This window comes from Mesorhizobium hawassense (assembly GCF_003289945.1).
Taxonomy (GTDB): domain Bacteria; phylum Pseudomonadota; class Alphaproteobacteria; order Rhizobiales; family Rhizobiaceae; genus Mesorhizobium; species Mesorhizobium hawassense.
The window spans coordinates 242,648-258,008 of record NZ_QMBP01000009.1; the positions used below are offsets into that span (position 1 = coordinate 242,648).

The 15,361-nt window shown below is 63.8% G+C and carries 13 protein-coding genes and 1 pseudogene; 8 read left to right on the forward strand and 6 right to left on the reverse strand.

Annotation, left to right across the window (positions count from 1 at the left end):
- Positions 1-38: 38 nt before the first annotated feature.
- The gene (locus DPM33_RS19905; protein ID WP_112099235.1) at positions 39-452 is read left to right on the forward strand and encodes a VOC family protein; all 414 of its coding nucleotides are present in this window, start codon (positions 39-41) and stop codon (positions 450-452) included.
- A 3-nt stretch (positions 453-455) separates the two neighbouring features.
- On the opposite strand, the gene DPM33_RS19910 is transcribed toward DPM33_RS19905, so the two are convergent.
- Together DPM33_RS19910 and DPM33_RS19915 are read right to left on the reverse strand one after the other, a co-directional pair.
- Positions 456-1,931, reverse strand: coding sequence for a cobyric acid synthase (locus DPM33_RS19910; RefSeq protein WP_112099135.1), 1,476 nt, complete (start codon positions 1,929-1,931; stop codon positions 456-458).
- Entirely contained in the window at positions 1,931-2,536 is a 606-nt protein-coding gene (locus tag DPM33_RS19915) for a dimethylsulfonioproprionate lyase family protein (protein WP_112099136.1), read from the reverse strand. The genes DPM33_RS19910 and DPM33_RS19915 overlap by 1 nt, the downstream gene beginning before the upstream one ends.
- 139 nt (positions 2,537-2,675) lie before the next feature.
- Here DPM33_RS19915 and DPM33_RS19920 point away from each other — a divergent pair, with 139 nt between their 5' ends.
- The 3 genes from DPM33_RS19920 to mmsB all read left to right on the forward strand — a co-directional run bounded on the left by DPM33_RS19920 (position 2,676) and on the right by mmsB (position 5,279).
- Positions 2,676-3,845 carry an isobutyryl-CoA dehydrogenase gene (locus DPM33_RS19920; RefSeq protein ID WP_112099137.1) on the forward strand — a complete coding sequence of 390 codons (1,170 nt, stop codon included), beginning with the start codon at positions 2,676-2,678 and terminating at the stop codon, positions 3,843-3,845.
- Between the two features lie 77 nt (positions 3,846-3,922).
- Positions 3,923-4,285, forward strand: coding sequence for a four helix bundle protein (locus tag DPM33_RS19925; protein ID WP_112099138.1), 363 nt, complete (start codon positions 3,923-3,925; stop codon positions 4,283-4,285).
- 103 nt (positions 4,286-4,388) lie between these two features.
- The gene (gene mmsB / locus DPM33_RS19930) at positions 4,389-5,279 is read left to right on the forward strand and encodes a 3-hydroxyisobutyrate dehydrogenase (RefSeq protein ID WP_281004801.1); all 891 of its coding nucleotides are present in this window, start codon (positions 4,389-4,391) and stop codon (positions 5,277-5,279) included.
- Positions 5,280-5,616: 337 nt separating this feature from the next.
- Here the strand turns inward: mmsB and DPM33_RS19935 are convergent, their stop codons facing one another.
- The gene (locus tag DPM33_RS19935; protein ID WP_112099140.1) at positions 5,617-6,996 is read right to left on the reverse strand and encodes an aspartate aminotransferase family protein; all 1,380 of its coding nucleotides are present in this window, start codon (positions 6,994-6,996) and stop codon (positions 5,617-5,619) included.
- Between the two features lie 214 nt (positions 6,997-7,210).
- Positions 7,211-9,286, reverse strand: coding sequence for a prolyl oligopeptidase family serine peptidase (locus tag DPM33_RS19945; RefSeq protein WP_112099236.1), 2,076 nt, complete (start codon positions 9,284-9,286; stop codon positions 7,211-7,213).
- A gap of 26 nt (positions 9,287-9,312) precedes the next feature.
- Here DPM33_RS19945 and DPM33_RS19950 point away from each other — a divergent pair, with 26 nt between their 5' ends.
- Positions 9,313-9,939, forward strand: coding sequence for a hypothetical protein (locus DPM33_RS19950; RefSeq protein WP_245442264.1), 627 nt, complete (start codon positions 9,313-9,315; stop codon positions 9,937-9,939).
- Between the two features lie 14 nt (positions 9,940-9,953).
- Here DPM33_RS19950 and DPM33_RS19955 read toward each other — a convergent pair whose 3' ends face one another.
- Together DPM33_RS19955 and DPM33_RS19960 are read right to left on the reverse strand one after the other, a co-directional pair.
- Positions 9,954-10,097, reverse strand: a complete 144-nt coding sequence (locus tag DPM33_RS19955; protein ID WP_245442277.1) for a hypothetical protein — start codon at positions 10,095-10,097, stop codon at positions 9,954-9,956.
- Positions 10,098-10,113: 16 nt separating this feature from the next.
- Positions 10,114-10,417: pseudogene (locus tag DPM33_RS19960) on the reverse strand (MFS transporter); the annotation flags it as partial.
- Positions 10,418-10,647: 230 nt separating this feature from the next.
- On the opposite strand from DPM33_RS19960, the gene DPM33_RS19965 reads away from it, so the two are divergent.
- The 3 genes from DPM33_RS19965 to DPM33_RS19975 all read left to right on the forward strand — a co-directional run bounded on the left by DPM33_RS19965 (position 10,648) and on the right by DPM33_RS19975 (position 15,356).
- Positions 10,648-12,225, forward strand: a complete 1,578-nt coding sequence (locus tag DPM33_RS19965) for a trimethylamine methyltransferase family protein (protein WP_112099143.1) — start codon at positions 10,648-10,650, stop codon at positions 12,223-12,225.
- Between the two features lie 78 nt (positions 12,226-12,303).
- A complete protein-coding gene (locus DPM33_RS19970) occupies positions 12,304-12,789 on the forward strand; it encodes an endonuclease domain-containing protein (RefSeq protein ID WP_112099144.1) in 486 nt (161 codons plus the stop codon).
- On the forward strand, positions 12,786-15,356 hold the full coding sequence (locus DPM33_RS19975; protein ID WP_112099145.1) for a GcvT family protein: 2,571 nt from the start codon (positions 12,786-12,788) through the stop codon (positions 15,354-15,356). Before DPM33_RS19970 ends, DPM33_RS19975 begins: the two co-directional genes overlap by 4 nt.
- The last annotated feature ends 5 nt before the right edge of the window (positions 15,357-15,361 follow it).

Below are 15,361 nucleotides of genomic sequence, written 5' to 3' on the forward strand. Positions count from 1 at the left end.
TGGACATTGGGCCGATCGACGCGAACAAGGAGACCGTCATGCCCACGCAGGCGCCCCGCATCTACCCCGCCATGCGCTATAGAAACGCCGCCAGGATGATCGATTGGCTGTGCGAGGCCTTCGGCTTCGAAATACGCGCCCGCTATGGCGAGGGCGACATCGTCCATCACGCCGAGTTGGCCTTCGGGTCCTCGATGATCATGCTGGGCACCGCGCGCGACGACGACTACGGCAAGATGGTCGGCGAGCCAGGCGGTGGCGGCGGCAAGTCGATCTACATCGCCGTCGATGACGCCGACGCCGCCTATTCTCGCGCCAAGAAGGCCGGCGCAAAAATCATCCAGGAGCTGGTCGACCGCGACTATGGCAGCCGCGAGTTCATCTGCCTCGACCCGGAAGGCAATGTCTGGTCGTTCGGCACCTATTGGCCGAAGGCGGACGAGAAGGCGTAAACCTCAGCGCGCCAGCCCAAAAATCGCGTCGCAGTCGAGATGCCTCTCCAACTCGGCCGCGACCTCGTCCAGCGCCTTCTCGACTTCGGCGCGGTAGTCGATGCCTCCATCCTTGACGCCGAGGCTCGCAAGGAAGGCGGCACGAAAAGCGTCGGCGGAAAACAGCCCGTGCAGATAGGTGCCGATCACCTTGCCGTCGGCGGAGACAGCGCCGTCCTCGGCACCGTTGAGGATCGTCGACGGCCGCCCCGTGTCCGCGCCGGTGGTGCGGCCGAGATGGATCTCATAGCCTTCGAGCGGCAAGCCGAACTGCACCGAATGCGCACTTGAATTGCGCACGGTCTTTTCCGGTTCCATCACCGTTTCGATGTCGAGCAGGCCGAGGCCCTCGGTCTCGGTCACGCTGCCTTCGATGCCATCCGGGTCGGTTACCCTTCTGCCGAGCATCTGGTAGCCGCCGCAGATGCCGACGATATGGCCGCCGCGCTTGCGGTGGGCGAGAAGATCGCGATCCCAGCCATTCTCGCGGAATTTGAACAGATCGCCGATCGTCGACTTCGAACCGGGAATAACCACCAGCCCGGCGTCCTCCGGCAGCCTCCTGCCCGGCGGCACGAACACGACCTCGACCTGCGGCTCGGCCTTCAGCGGATCGAGATCGTCGAAATTGGCGATGCGCGCCAGCATCGGCACCGCCACCTTCAACGCTCGTTTCTCGCCGGAAGCGAGGCGTTCGAGCACGACGGAATCCTCGGACGGCAGCCGGCCGGCCGCCTTCAGCCACGGCACGACGCCGAAGCAGCGCCAGCCGGTGAACTTTTCGATCACGCCTATCCCGTCGTCGAACAGCGAGACATCGCCGCGGAACTTGTTGATGAGATAGCCGGCGATCATGCGCCGGTCTTCCTCCGGCAGGATGAGATGCGTGCCGGCGACTGAGGCAATGACGCCGCCGCGATCGATGTCGCCGACCAGGATCACCGGCACATTGGCGCGCGTCGCAAAACCCATATTGGCGATGTCGCGGCTGCGTAGGTTGATCTCGCCGGGCGAGCCAGCGCCCTCGACGATGACCAGGTCGGCGCCCTCGCCCACCTTGGCCCAGGAATCGAGCACGGCGTCCATCAATCCGGCCTTCATCGCCTGGTAGTCGCGCGCCCGCGCCTCGCCATAGACCTTGCCCTGCACCACCACTTGCGAGCCGATATCGCTCTGCGGCTTGAGCAGCACCGGGTTCATATGCACGGTCGGCCGAACGCTGCAGGCCAGCGCCTGCAGCCACTGCCCGCGGCCGATCTCGCCGCCGCCGAGGCTGTTGTCGCCGGGAATATCCGCGACGGCGGCATTGTTCGACATGTTCTGCGGCTTGAACGGCCTGACCTTCAGCCCACGCTTTTTCGCGGCCCGGCACAGCCCCGCCACCAGCACGGTCTTGCCGACATCCGAGCCGGTGCCCTGCAGCATGATCGCTTTTGCCATCAGCCCCTGCCTCCCGAGCCGATGGTCGATTTCTGGGCCAGCGGCCCGCCGCGCCAGAGATAAAGCGCCATCAGCGGCTCCTTGCCGGTGCGCATGGCGTGATTGACGTTGGAGGCATGATGAATGACCTCGCCGGCGTCGCGACTATGGAAACCGCCTTCCCCCATCCGCCACTCCGTGCCGCCGGTCAGCGGGATATAGATTTCCTCGGCGATGTGGTGATGGTCGGGATAGACGATCTCTGGCCCGAGGATCAGCAGGCCGGCCGCGACCTCTTCATTGACGAAATGCCCGCGCGTGCCGAACACCTCCAGCCAGCCGTAATTGTCGATGAAAGTTTGCCCGAAATCGGCGGCGGTGTAGGTCTGCCCCCAGCGCAACGCGGCCCGCCGGTCGGCAACGAAGCGCGTCAGCGGCTTGGCGTCGGCCGGTGCAAGCTCGGCGATGCGATCGAGATAGCGGAGGCAGCCAAGCGCGCGCGGTTCGAGAGAACGGGCAGGCATGTCCCAGCCGATGCGCACGACTTCATCCACGACCAGGTCGCCGTCGACGCCGGCGAGATAGGCGTGGAACTGGTCCAGCAACTCATCGAAAATTGTCGGCACGCACGAGCTCCGTTAGTCATTCCATGCACAGCCGGTTCTCAGCGGCCCGGGTTGCGCGGCGGCATCATTGGTCTAGATTGAGCGGCGCGCAAAGCCAAAAACGACAGGCCAGAAGGCCTGAAACGACAGGGAGCACGCCATGGACGCGGCAGTCGATGCGGGCGCTGGCCAGTTCGAACTCAACGAGGAACAGCGCGCCATCCAGGAGATGGCCCAGGCCTTCGCGGCCGATCGCGTTGCGCCCAATGCGCTCGACTGGGACAAGGCAAAGCACTTCCCTGCCGATGTCATCCGCGAGACCGGGCCGCTCGGCCTGGGCGGCATTTATGTGCGCGACGATGTCGGCGGCTCGGCGCTTGGGCGGCTGGATGCGGTGCTGATCTTCGAGGCGCTGGCCCACGCCGATCCGGCCTTCTCCTCCTTCATCTCGATCCACAACATGGCCGCCTCGATGATCGACCGCTTCGGCAGCGACGAACAGCGCCAGCGCTTCCTGCCGAAACTGACCTCGATGGAGTGGCTGGCGAGCTATTGCCTGACCGAGCCCGGCTCGGGCTCGGACGCCGCGGCGCTGAAGACGCGCGCGGTCAAGAGCGGCGGCGACTATGTGCTCAACGGCGCCAAGCAGTTCATTTCCGGCGCCGGCGACAGCGACCTCTATGTCGTGATGGCGCGCACTGGCGCCGACGGCCCGAAGGGCATCTCGACCTTCGTCGTGCCCAAGGATGCGCCCGGCCTTTCCTTCGGCGCCAACGAGCACAAGATGGGCTGGCACATGCAATCGACCCGCCAGGTCATCTTCGAGGATTGCAAGGTGCCGGCCGAGAACCTGCTTGCCGCCGAAGGCGCCGGCTTCGGCATCGCCATGGCGGGGCTCGACGGCGGCCGGCTCAACATCGCCGCCTGTTCGCTCGGCGGCGCGCAGTCGGCGCTCGACAAGGCGCTGGCCTATACGGCCGAACGCAAGGCTTTCGGTTCCAAGATCAACCAGTTCCAGGCGCTGCAATTCAGGCTGGCCGACATGGAGACGGAGTTGCAGGCGGCCCGCATCTTCCTCTACGCCGCCGCTTCCAAGCTCGACCGCAAGGCGCCGGACGCCGGCAAATGGTCGGCGATGGCCAAGCGCTTCGTCACCGATATCGGTTTCGACATCGCCAACCAGGCGCTGCAGCTGCATGGCGGCTATGGCTATCTGCATGACTACGGCATCGAGAAGCTGGTGCGGGACCTGCGCGTCCACCAGATCCTCGAAGGCACCAACGAGATCATGCGCGTCATCATCGCGCGGACGCTGATCGGTAGGCAGTAGGCAGTAGGCAGTAGGCAGTAGGCAGTAGGCAGTAGGCAGTAGGCAGTAGGCAGTAGGCAGTAGGCAGTAGGGAAAAGATGACCGGCAAGATCAACTCGTACAAGGATTTGATCGTCTGGCAGCAGGCGATGGATCTGGCCGTCGCGACCTATTCCTTGACCAAGGCATGGCCAAAAGAAGAACTGTATGGGCTGACCAGCCAAATCCGCCGCTCAGCCACGTCTGCAAACATCGCGGAAGGTTACGGGCGAGATAACACCGGCTCTTATCAGCAGTTTCTCAGGATAGCTCAAGGCTCTCTAAAAGAGCTCAAGACGCACCTCCAAATCGCTGAACGCATCGGCCTGGCTGCCCGTCATGAAATTCATCACATGTTGTCAGCCACAGAAGCCATCGGAAAAATGCTCCGCCAGCTTATTATCAAGCTCGCACCTGAATAGCCCTACTGCCTACTGCCTACTGCCTACTGCCTACTGCCTACTGCCTACTGCCTACTGCCTACTGCCTACTGCCTACTGCCTACTGCCTACTGCCTACTGCCTACTGCCTACGACGACGATCGCCTTCATCGGCTTGGGCAACATGGGCAATCCGATGGCCGCCAACTTAGTCAAGGCGGGGCATGCGGTGCTGGGCTTCGACCTCGTGCCCGAAAACCTTACAGTTGCGAAAGAGCACGGCGTGACGGTGATGGCGAACGCCACCTCGGCGGTGAAGGACGCCGATGTCGTGATCACCATGCTGCCTGCCGGCAAGCATGTGTTGTCGGTTTATGAGGACATCGCGCCCAAGGCAAAGAAAGGCGCGCTGTTCATCGATTCCTCGACCATCGATGTCGAATCGGCCCGAAAGGCGCATGCGATTGCCGCCAAGCATGGCCTGCCCTCGATCGACGCGCCCGTTTCCGGCGGCACCGGCGGCGCCGCGGCCGGCACCCTCACCTTCATGGCCGGCGGCTCCGATGAGGCTTTCGCCACCGCCGAGCCGATCCTGAAGCCGATGGCCGGTCGCGTCGTCCACTGCGGCGGCGACGGCGCCGGCCAGGCCGCCAAGATCTGCAACAACATGCTCCTCGGCATCTCGATGATCGGCGTCGCCGAAGCCTTCGTTCTCGCCGAAAAGCTCGGCCTGTCGCACCAGGCGCTGTTCGACGTCGCCTCGACCTCGTCCGGCCAATGCTGGTCGCTCACCACCTATTGCCCGGTGCCCGGCCCGGTGCCCGCCTCGCCGGCCAACCGCGGCTACAAGCCCGGCTTTGCCGCCGCGCTGATGTTGAAAGACCTGAAATTGTCGCAGGAAGCCGCGCAGAGCGCCGGCGCCGTGACCCCGCTCGGCGCCGAAGCCACGCAGCTCTATGCCTTGTTCAACGCGCAAGGACACGGCGGCTCCGACTTTTCCGGCATTATTAATTTCCTGCGCGGAAATCCAGCATAAGCTATTGCTTTTAAAAGCTTATTTTCAAAATTTGCCGGTCTGAAGCCGGCAAATTTAGATTTGCTTAAGGTCTCGCTAACTCACCGGTAACGATGTGCCTTTAAAACGGATTGCGAGGCGGACATCGCGTCTGCCCGGCGCTCCGGATCAGGTCTCGCGTACCGGAGCCCGTAAGTTTCGTAAATTTCGCAAGTATTCTTGTAGCGAAATGCCATGTGTATCTGGCAAAGCCGCGTTCCCGCAGGGACGCGGTTTTTGCGTTTGAGAACGGCCCTCCGGCTCGTCATTCCAGAAATTGGGCCGGACGCCCAACAAAGAGCGCCCGGAGTAGATCCGCTTAGCGTTTCCGCAAATCCGCATCCGCGAGATCGAGCGCCTTGGCGATGCGCTCGCAGGCCATGTCGATCGTATCGCGCGTCCAGATCAGCGGCGGCGAGAGAATCATCGTGTCGCCGGTTGCGCGCAGCATCATGCCGTTCGCGATCGCGTGGTCGCGCACGACGACGGCGGCGCTTCCCGACGGCAGATAGCGTTCCTTGGTCGCCTTGTCCTTGACGATCTCGATCGCGCCCATCAGGCCGATCGAGCGCACCTCGCCGACCAGCCTGTGGCCCGCGATCCGCTCCTGCAGCGCCTGCGCGAAATACGGTCCGGTGTCGTTCCTGACCCGCTCGACCAGCCCTTCCTTCTCTATGATCTCGAGGTTCTTCAGCGCCACCGCGCAGGCCACCGGATGACCGGAATAGGTATAGCCGTGATAGAACTCGCCGCCTTTCTCGACCAGGGTCCTGGCGACACGGTCGCCGACCAGCAGCGCCGACAGCGGCTGGTAGCCCGAGGTCAGCGCCTTGGCGGTGGTGATGGTGTCGGGCTCGATGCCGAATGTCTGCGCCGCGAACCATTCGCCGGTCCGGCCATAGCCGGTTATCACTTCGTCCAGCATCAGCAGCACATCGTATTTGCGGCAGATGCGCTCCACTTCCGGCCAGTAGCTCATCGGCGGGATCTTGACGCCGCCGGCGCCCATCACCGGCTCGCCGATGAAGGCTGCGACCTTGTCGGCGCCGGCTTCGAGGATCGCGTCCTCGACCGCCTTCGCTGCGCGGATGCCGAAATCACGGTCGCTTTCGCCGGCCAACGCCAGCTCGTAGGCATAGGGCATCATCACATGCACGATGTTGGGCACAGCGCCGCCGAGCTGCTTGTGCATCGGCTCCATTCCGCCCAGCGAGGTGCCGGCGATCGTCGAGCCATGATAGGCCGACTTGCGCGAGATGACGCGGTTCTTCTCGGGCTTGCCCTCGAGCGCCCAATAGTGGCGCACCAGCCTGAGCGCGGTGTCGTTGGCTTCCGACCCGGACGAGCCGTAAAAAACCTGGCTGACATGCTTGGGCGCCAGCTCCGCCAGCTTCTTCGACAACAGCACCGGCGTCGGGGTCGAGCATTTGAAGAAGGAGTTGTAGTAGGGCAGCTCCTTCATCTGCGCGTAGGCGGCCTCGGCCAGCTCGTTGCGGCCATAGCCGACATTGACGCACCAAAGGCCCGCCATGCCGTCGAGGATTTCGGTGCCGTCGGCATCGTAGATGAACGGGCCGTTGGCGTGGGTGATGATGCGGGAGCCTGTCTCGCGCAGCTCCTTATGGTCGGTGAACGGGTGAAGGTGATGCGCGGCGTCGATCTGCTGAAGCTGCTTCAGCGAATAATTCTGATAGGTCATGGATTTGATCTTTCCTCTTGAATCAATCCGGCAACGGCCGGGAGCGGATTCTTAGAGGCAACAGGGCGGCGAATAGCCGATGCGGGCGCACAGCCGCAACAGCTCGGCGCGAAGGGTCCGCGGTGACGGGGTCACCGCGACCCCGAAGGCGCCGGATGTGCTGAAGCGGATCATGGCGACAGCTTATGCCGCCTGGGGCCCAAAATTCAAGCCGTCAGGCGATGCCGCCAAGCACGCGCTGCAGGAACATGTAACGCATCGCCGTCTGCGCCGCCTGCGGCCGGCGATCGCCGCGCCCGCCATGGCCGCCTTCGGTCTCCTCGAAGAACATCGTCCTGCCATGGCCTGCCTCCTGCAGCCGCGCCGCCATCTTGCGCGCGTGGCCGGGATGGACGCGATCGTCGGCGGTCGACGTCATCAACAGCACCGGCGGATAGGCAATATTGGCCGCGACATGCTGATAGGGCGAATAGGCGCCGAGCCAGGCCGCCTCTTCCGGCTTCGACGGATCGCCATATTCGGCGATCCAGGAAGCGCCGGGCGGCAATTCGGTGTAGCGCAGCATGTCGAGCAGCGGCACGTCGATGATGACGGCGCCGAACAGTTCCGGCCGCTGCGTCAGCGACACGCCGATGAGCAGGCCGCCATTGGAGCCGCCTTGGATGCCGAGCTGCGCGGCCGTGGTGATGCCGCGCTTGACCACATCCTCGGCGACCGCCGCGAAATCGTCGAAGGCGTTCTGGCGCTTACCCTTGAGCGCGGCCTGGTGCCAAGCCGGACCGAACTCGCCGCCGCCGCGGATGTTGGCCTGGACATAGGCGTTGCCCCTGTCCAGCCAGAGCTTGCCGCGAATGCCGGCATAGCCGGGCAGCAGCGGCACTTCGAAGCCGCCATAGCTGTAGAGCAGCGCCGGCACCGGTCCTTTCTGGTCGCGCCGCCGCACCACGAAATACGGGATCATCGTGCCGTCCTTCGAGCGCGCCTCGAACTGCTCCGAGACATAGGGCGAGGCATCGAAGCGGGCCGGCTGCGACTTCACGGTCTTGAGCGTCTCGCCATCGTCGTCCGACCAGATGATCGAGCTCGGCGTCAGGAAATCGGTGAAGGAGAAGGACACGCTGGAGCCGAAATGCTCGACATGGCTGACGCCGACATTGCCGTTGTCGGGCAGCGCGATCCGTTCCAGCGACCAGCCATCGGCGGTGCGGTCGCAGGCGACGACCTTGCCGCGCACATTATCCATCAGATTGATGAACAATCGGTCCTGCGTCCTGGCGAGCCCGGCGATCGAAACGCGACGGGCGGGCTCGAGCACGGTTTGGAACGGACCGAATGTGCCGCTCTCGATCCAGCGGTCGAAATCGACGGAATAGAGCCCGTCGGGCAGGCATTGCGTGCCGTCGGGCGCCGTCCAAGGGCTGCGCACGCCGAAGACGAGCTGGCCCTTGAAGATCGCCGTGTCGGTGGCGTCGTCCGGCAGCGGAATGCGCCTGTTCTCGCCCGAATCCAACCGCAGGAAACTGTGCGAGGTAAAGAAGTCGATCGTCTTGCCGAGCAGCACATGCCGCTTGTCGCCGTCATATTCCACGCCGCCGCCGACCGCGAGCTGATGCTTCTCGCCTTCGAAAATCGGCGTCGCGTCCTCGAGCTTGGTGCCGCGCCGCCAGAGTTTTATGACGCGCGGATAGCCTGACTGAGTCTTATCCTCTTCCGCGAAAGCCGCTGAGACGAGCACCGTGTCCCTGTCCAGCCACGAAAAGCCCGACTTGGACGCCGGCGCGCGAAACCCGTCCTCGACGAACGATTTGGCCGCAATGTCGAACTCGCGCATCTCGCTGGCGTCGCCGCCATCGGGGGACATGGAGAGCAGGCAGCGGTCGAAATCGGGATAGAGCCGGCTGGCGCCGCCGAACACCCACTTCACACCCTCTTTCGCCGAGAGCTGGTCGAAGTCGATGATCGTTTCCCAATCCGGCCTGTCGGTCTTGTAGGAAGCGACCGTGGTGCGTCGCCACAGGCCCAGCGCATTGGTCTTATCCTGCCAGAAATTATAGACGTAGCCGGCAAGGGCCGCCCCGACCGGCATGTTGTCCTCGGCCGTCATCAGGTCGAGCGCGGTCTCGAAGGCCGCCTGATAGGAAGGATCGCCCTGCAGTTCGGCGACCGTCAGCGCATTCTGGCGATGGACCCAGTCGAGCGATTGTTTGCTGTTGCGATCCTCCAGCCAGAGGAAGGGATCTTCGGTGCTATCGGCCGAATCTGGCTGCGTCTGTGCGATGGACTGGGTCATGCGGTCTCCGAAATTCGTCATGCTCGGTGCCACAAACATCGGCATGGCGCTACCGACATTCAATCGAAGCCGGTAAAAAGGACGATCCGAAATCGCCGTGGCAAGGTGAGGAACCTGTGCAGCGTCTCTATATAGCCACCGAGAAGTTTGATCCGTCCCACGGCACCGGATGGAAGGAATACATCGAGTGGTCGCGCCTGACGCAATTGACCGAGGTGGTCACACTCGATGGAATGCTCTGCCCGGCCGTGCTTGGCGAGATAAAGGACAGCTACTGGCCTCACATCGTCAACGAGGACTTCATGCTTGGCTTCTTCCTGGATCTGGATTTCCTCCTCTCGGAACTGCCGGATACGCGAGACCTCAACATCCTTGGCGTCATCCGAAAGCCGTCCGAGGATGTCAGCTCGCTTACATGGGACGGCTTTGCGTTCCTGGGCTACGACCTCATGGACAAGGCCGTCGGCAACAGCGCGTTAAGCAATTGCGGCGGCTTTCCGGACGTTTTCGCGAACATGGAACTCTCTAGTGTCGGGCTGCTGGAGGACTTCGATCGCGCGGTCGAAATTCACGATCTGCTGCACAAAACGCACCCGGAAGAGCGACACGCCGACTGCGATCACTGGGCAATCTTTCGACGGCAGGGCGACTAAGGATTCCGACTGCCCTATAGGACCCGTCTTCGAACAACGGTCGCCGCCGCCAGCGCCGTGCAGATTGCGCCGAGCGTGACCGGCAGGCCGCCGGCGCCAACCACATTCATCACGCTGCCCGTCAGCGGCGGCACGATGATGCCGCCAAGACTCCACATCAGCGAGAAGGCGGCGTTGCCGGCGACCAGCGCCGAGGAAGCACAGCGCGCCGGTCAGCGAGCAGCCGACCGCCAGGTTTCGCGCGCCGACCAGCCGCACGGCCGCCGGCACGAAGGACGCCGACAGGATCAGCCCGACCGGCATCGTGGCCGCCGACAGGCCGATCAGGCCCGGCGAAAAACCCCTGCTTCTGCATCAAAAGCGTGAACAGCGGCGAGCTCAACCCCTGCGCCGCGCCGAACATGGCGAGCGCCGCCGTGACGCCGGCAAGGGCCGCCCATTGCGGTCTGTCTTCAGCGATCTGCACGGGAGTAGTCATCGTGGCTCGCGGTCGAGCATGCGCCGGGTTTCGCACCCAAACAGGCTGGTTTTCCACACACCCATATCAGCGGCGGTACTCAACCGGATGCCTCAGTACAGGCAATTCGGCAAGCCAGCATCCTCCCCTCCGGCATGTCGCTTCCCTCGCCCTAGTGGTCGCCGCCTCCTCACCGGCTGCATTGCCGCCGGTCCATTATGCGGCCAATTTCGCATCCTTCGAGGCTTGTCATGACCGCTGCCCTCCATCCCGCCGAACCGGCGTTGGCAACCGATCGCGCCCGCCGTGGCGGCCGCGCGGGAAAACGCGCCGGCGGTTCGGCCGCCTTCGAGCAGCCCGCCTTCCGGCAGCTGAAGAACCCGCTGACGCCAACCAAGCTGGTGTCCGACGACGAGCTGGAATCGATCCACCTCGCCTCGCTGCGCGTGCTGAAGGAGATCGGCGTCGACGTTCTGCACGACGAAGCCCGCCGCATCATGAAGGCGCATGGCGCGGATGTGCGCGAAGGCTCAGAGCGCGTGCGCTTCGACAGCGAGATGATCCTCGAGCTCGTCTCGCACTGCCCGTCGGAATTCACGCTGCATGCCCGCAACCCGGCGCACAATCTGCGCTTCGGCGGCAACAACGTCATCCTGTCGATGATGGCCTCGGCGCCCAACTGCTCCGACCTCGACCGTGGCCGCCGGCCCGGCAATCAGGCCGACTACCGCAACTTCCTGCGCCTGGCGCAGATGCACAACATCCTGAACTGCACCGGCGGCTATCCGGTCGAGCCGATCGACATCCACCCCTCGGTCCGGCACCTCGAATGCATCCGCGACCTCGCCATGCTGACCGACAAGGTCTTCCACATCTATTCGCTCGGCAAGGAGCGCAACGTCGACGGCATCGAGATCACCCGCATCGCCCGCGGCATCAGCCGCGAACAGTTGATGCAGGAGCCTTCGGTCTTCACCATCATCAACACCAATTCGCCGCTCAAGCTCGACGTGCCGATGATGGAAGGCATCATCCAGATGTCGAGCATGGGCCAGGTCGTCATCGTCACGCCGTTTACGCTCTCGGGCGCCATGGCGCCCGTCACCGTCGCCGGCGCGCTGGTGCAGCAGAACGCCGAGGCGCTCTCCGGCATCGCCTTTGCGCAGATGGTGAAGAAGGGCGCGCCAGTCGGCTATGGCGGTTTCACCTCCAATGTCGACATGAAGTCCGGCGCGCCGGCTTTCGGCACGCCCGAATATATGAAGGCGCAGCTCGTCGGCGGCCAGCTCGCCCGCCGCTACAACATCCCTTATCGCACCTCCAACACCTGTGCCGCCAACACGGTCGACGCGCAGGCTGCCTATGAAAGCGTCTTCTCGCTGTGGGGCGCGATCCAGGGCGGCGGCAATCTGATGATGCACGGCGCCGGCTGGCTCGAAGGCGGCCTGCGCTGCTCCTATGAAAAGACCATCCTCGACATCGATCTGCTGCAGATGGTGGCCGAATACCTGACCCCGCTCGATCTGTCCGAGGACGCGCTCGGCTTCGACGCCATCCAGTCGGTCGGTCCTGGCGGCCATTTCTTCGGCACCCCTCACACGCAGGCGCGTTACAAGACCGCCTTCTACTCGCCGATCGTCTCCGACTGGCGCAACTTCGAGACCTGGACCGAGGCGGGCTCGCCGACGGCGATGGAACGCACCAACAAGGTGTGGAAGGAGCGCCTGGCCTCCTACGAGGAGCCCTATATGGATCCGGCCATCCGCGAGGAACTCAACGACTTCGTCGAAAAGCGCCGCGCCGAAGGCGGCGCGCCGACCGACTTCTGATCAATGTTGTCGATGAACGGTCGACCCCCACTCCGTCGAGCTGCGCTCGACACCTCTCCCCCGGTCGACGGGGGAGAGGTGGCGCCGCGAAGCGGCGACGGAGTGGGGGAAGGCGCTGGTCAAACCCGCAGTCGCCGCAAACAGGGCACAACCCACCGAGCACAAAACCTACGGCAAGCGGGCAATCAGGCGGAAGCATTGCTTTGGCTTGAACTGAAGGCACGCAAGCTCGGTGGCTATCGCTTCACGCACCAGTTTTCCATCGGCCCCTATTTCGCGGACTTCGCTTGCCGCGAGCGTTGGCTCGTCGTCGAAGTCGATGGCCACCAACACGCCAACAGTTCCAGTGACCGCCGCCGCGACGACTTCATGCAGGCTGAAGGCTATTCCATCCTGCGTGTGTGGAATCACGACGTCCTGAAACACCGCACCTCCGTCTGTGAAACCAACCTTGCCGCGCTTGACGGCAGGCTGGTCGAAAACATTGTCGCTTCCGATCTGCGCTTTGTGTTCACACCCCGCTCATCCGATTCAGTATTTTCAAACACGGACCCATCTGTATGAAATCTCATGTTAAAGCGGTTGTCATCGGCGGCGGCGTCGTCGGCTGCTCGGTGCTCTATCACCTCGCCAAGGCTGGCTGGACCGACATCATGCTGATCGAACGGTCGGAGCTCACTTCCGGCTCGTCCTGGCATGCGGCCGGCGGCTTCCATACGCTGAACGGCGACCCGAACGTCGCCAAGCTGCAGGCCTACACGGTCCAGCTCTACAAGGAGATCGAGGAGATTTCCGGCCAGTCCTGCTCGCTACATCTCACCGGCGGCGTGATGATGGCCGATACGCCCGAGCGCATGGACTTCCTGCGGCTGGCCCATGCCAAGGGCCGCTATCTCGGCATGGACACCGAACTGATCACGCCTTCGGAGGCTAAGGCGATGTTCCCGCTTATGGACGAAAAGAACTTCGTCGGCGCCATGTGGGATCCGGTCGAAGGCCATCTCGACCCTTCGGGCACGACCATTGCCTATTCCAAGGCGGCGAAAAAGCTCGGCGCCGAGATCGTGTTGCGCAACCGCGTCGTCGACTTGACGCAGCAGCCGGACGGCACTTGGAACGTCGTCACCGAGCAAGGCACGGTCCATGCCGAGCATGTCGTCAACTGCGGCGGTCTGTGGGCGCGCGAGATCGGCCGCATGGTCGGCGTCGAGCTGCCGGTGCTGGCGATGGAGCACATGTACCTGCTCACCGAGCCGATGCCGGAGGTCGAGGAATTCAACAAGTCGACCGGCCGCGAGATGATCGGGGTGCTCGACTTCAAGGGCGAGATCTACACCCGCCAGGAGCGCAACGGCATCCTGCTCGGCACCTATGAGAAGGCCTGCAAGCCGTGGTCGCCGGTCAACACGCCCTGGGATTTCGGCCATGAGTTGCTGCAGCCCGACATCGACCGCATCGCGCCGTCGCTGGAGATCGGCTTCAAGCATTTCCCCGGCATCGAGAAGGCCGGCATCAAGCAGATCATCAATGGTCCCTTCACCTTCGCGCTCGACGGCAACCCGCTGGTCGGCCCGGTGCAGGGCCTGACCAATTTCTGGTGCGCCTGCGCCGTCATGGCCGGCTTCAGCCAGGGCGGCGGCGTCGGCCTCGCGCTGTCGAACTGGATGGTGCATGGCGATCCCGGCTTCGACGTCTGGGGCATGGACGTCGCCCGCTTCGGCGAATGGGCGAGCCTGCGCTACACCAACGCCAAGGTGCGCGAGAACTATTCGCGGCGCTTCTCGATCCGCTTCCCGAACGAGGAACTGCCGGCCGCGCGTCCGGCGCAGACCACGCCGCTTTACGACACCATGCTCGCCAACAACGCCGTCATGGGCGATAGCTGGGGTCTGGAAACCCCGCTCTGGTTCGCACCGAAGGGCAAGGAGCCGAAGGACATCGTCTCCTTCCACCGCTCCAACGATTTTGGCCCGATCGGCGAGGAAGTGCGTGCGACCCGCGAGCATGTCGGCGTCACCGAGATCGCCAACTTCGCCAAATACGAGGTCTCCGGACCTGCCGCCGAGGACTTCCTCAACCGGCTGATGACCAACCGCATGCCGAAGGTCGGCCGCATCGTGCTGACCCCGATGGTCAACGAATTCGGCAAGCTGATCGGCGACTTCACCATCGCCAAGTCGGGCGAGGACCGCTTCATGATCTGGGGTTCGTCGGCCGCGCAGAAGTACCATATGCGCTGGTTCGAGAAGCACTTGCCGAAGGACGGATCGGTGCGCATCCACCGCTTCGACCAGACGCTGGTCGGCCTGTCGATCGCCGGTCCGAAATCGCGCGACCTCTTGCAGAAGCTGGTCGATGTCGACGTCTCGACCAAGGCCTTCCGCTTCATGGACTTCCGCGAGATGGCGGTCGGCGGCGCGCCCTGCATGGTCAACCGCATCACCTATACCGGCGACCTCGGCTACGAGATCTGGATGGCGCCGGCCTATCAGCGGCTGGTCTACAAGGCGATCAAGGAAGCCGGTGCCGAGTTCGGCATCGTCGATTTCGGCATGCGCGCGCTGCTGTCGATGCGCCTGGAAAAGAACTTCCCGACCTGGTTCCGCGAGTTGCGGCCGATCTACGGACCGTTCGAAGGCTCGATGGACCGCTTCATCAAGCTCGAGAAGAACGACTTCATCGGTCGCGAGGCCTCGGCGAAGGAACACGCTGAAGGACCGAAGCTGCGGCGCGTCTCCTTCATCGTCGACTCGGCCGATGCCGATGTAATGGGTGACGAGCCGATCTGGGCCAAGGTCAGCAAGGACTACGGCACCGTGGAGAAGCCGCATGGCTACGGCGCGCCGCGCTTCGACACGTCAGGCAAGGAAGTGCGCGGCTCCAAGGCCGCCGAAGGCGCGTCCGCCGTGCGCGGCATCGTCGATGGCGAGTGGCGCGTCGTCGGCTGGGTGACCTCGGGCGGCTATGCGCATTACGTCCAGAAGTCGATGGCGCAGGGTTACGTCCCGGCCGCTCTCGCCGAGGACGAAAGCGGCGGCCTGTTCGAGATCGAGATCCTCGGCCATCGTCGTCCGGCCCGTATCAATGTCGAGCCGCCCTTCGATCCGAGCGGCGAGAAGATGCGGACCTGACGCGC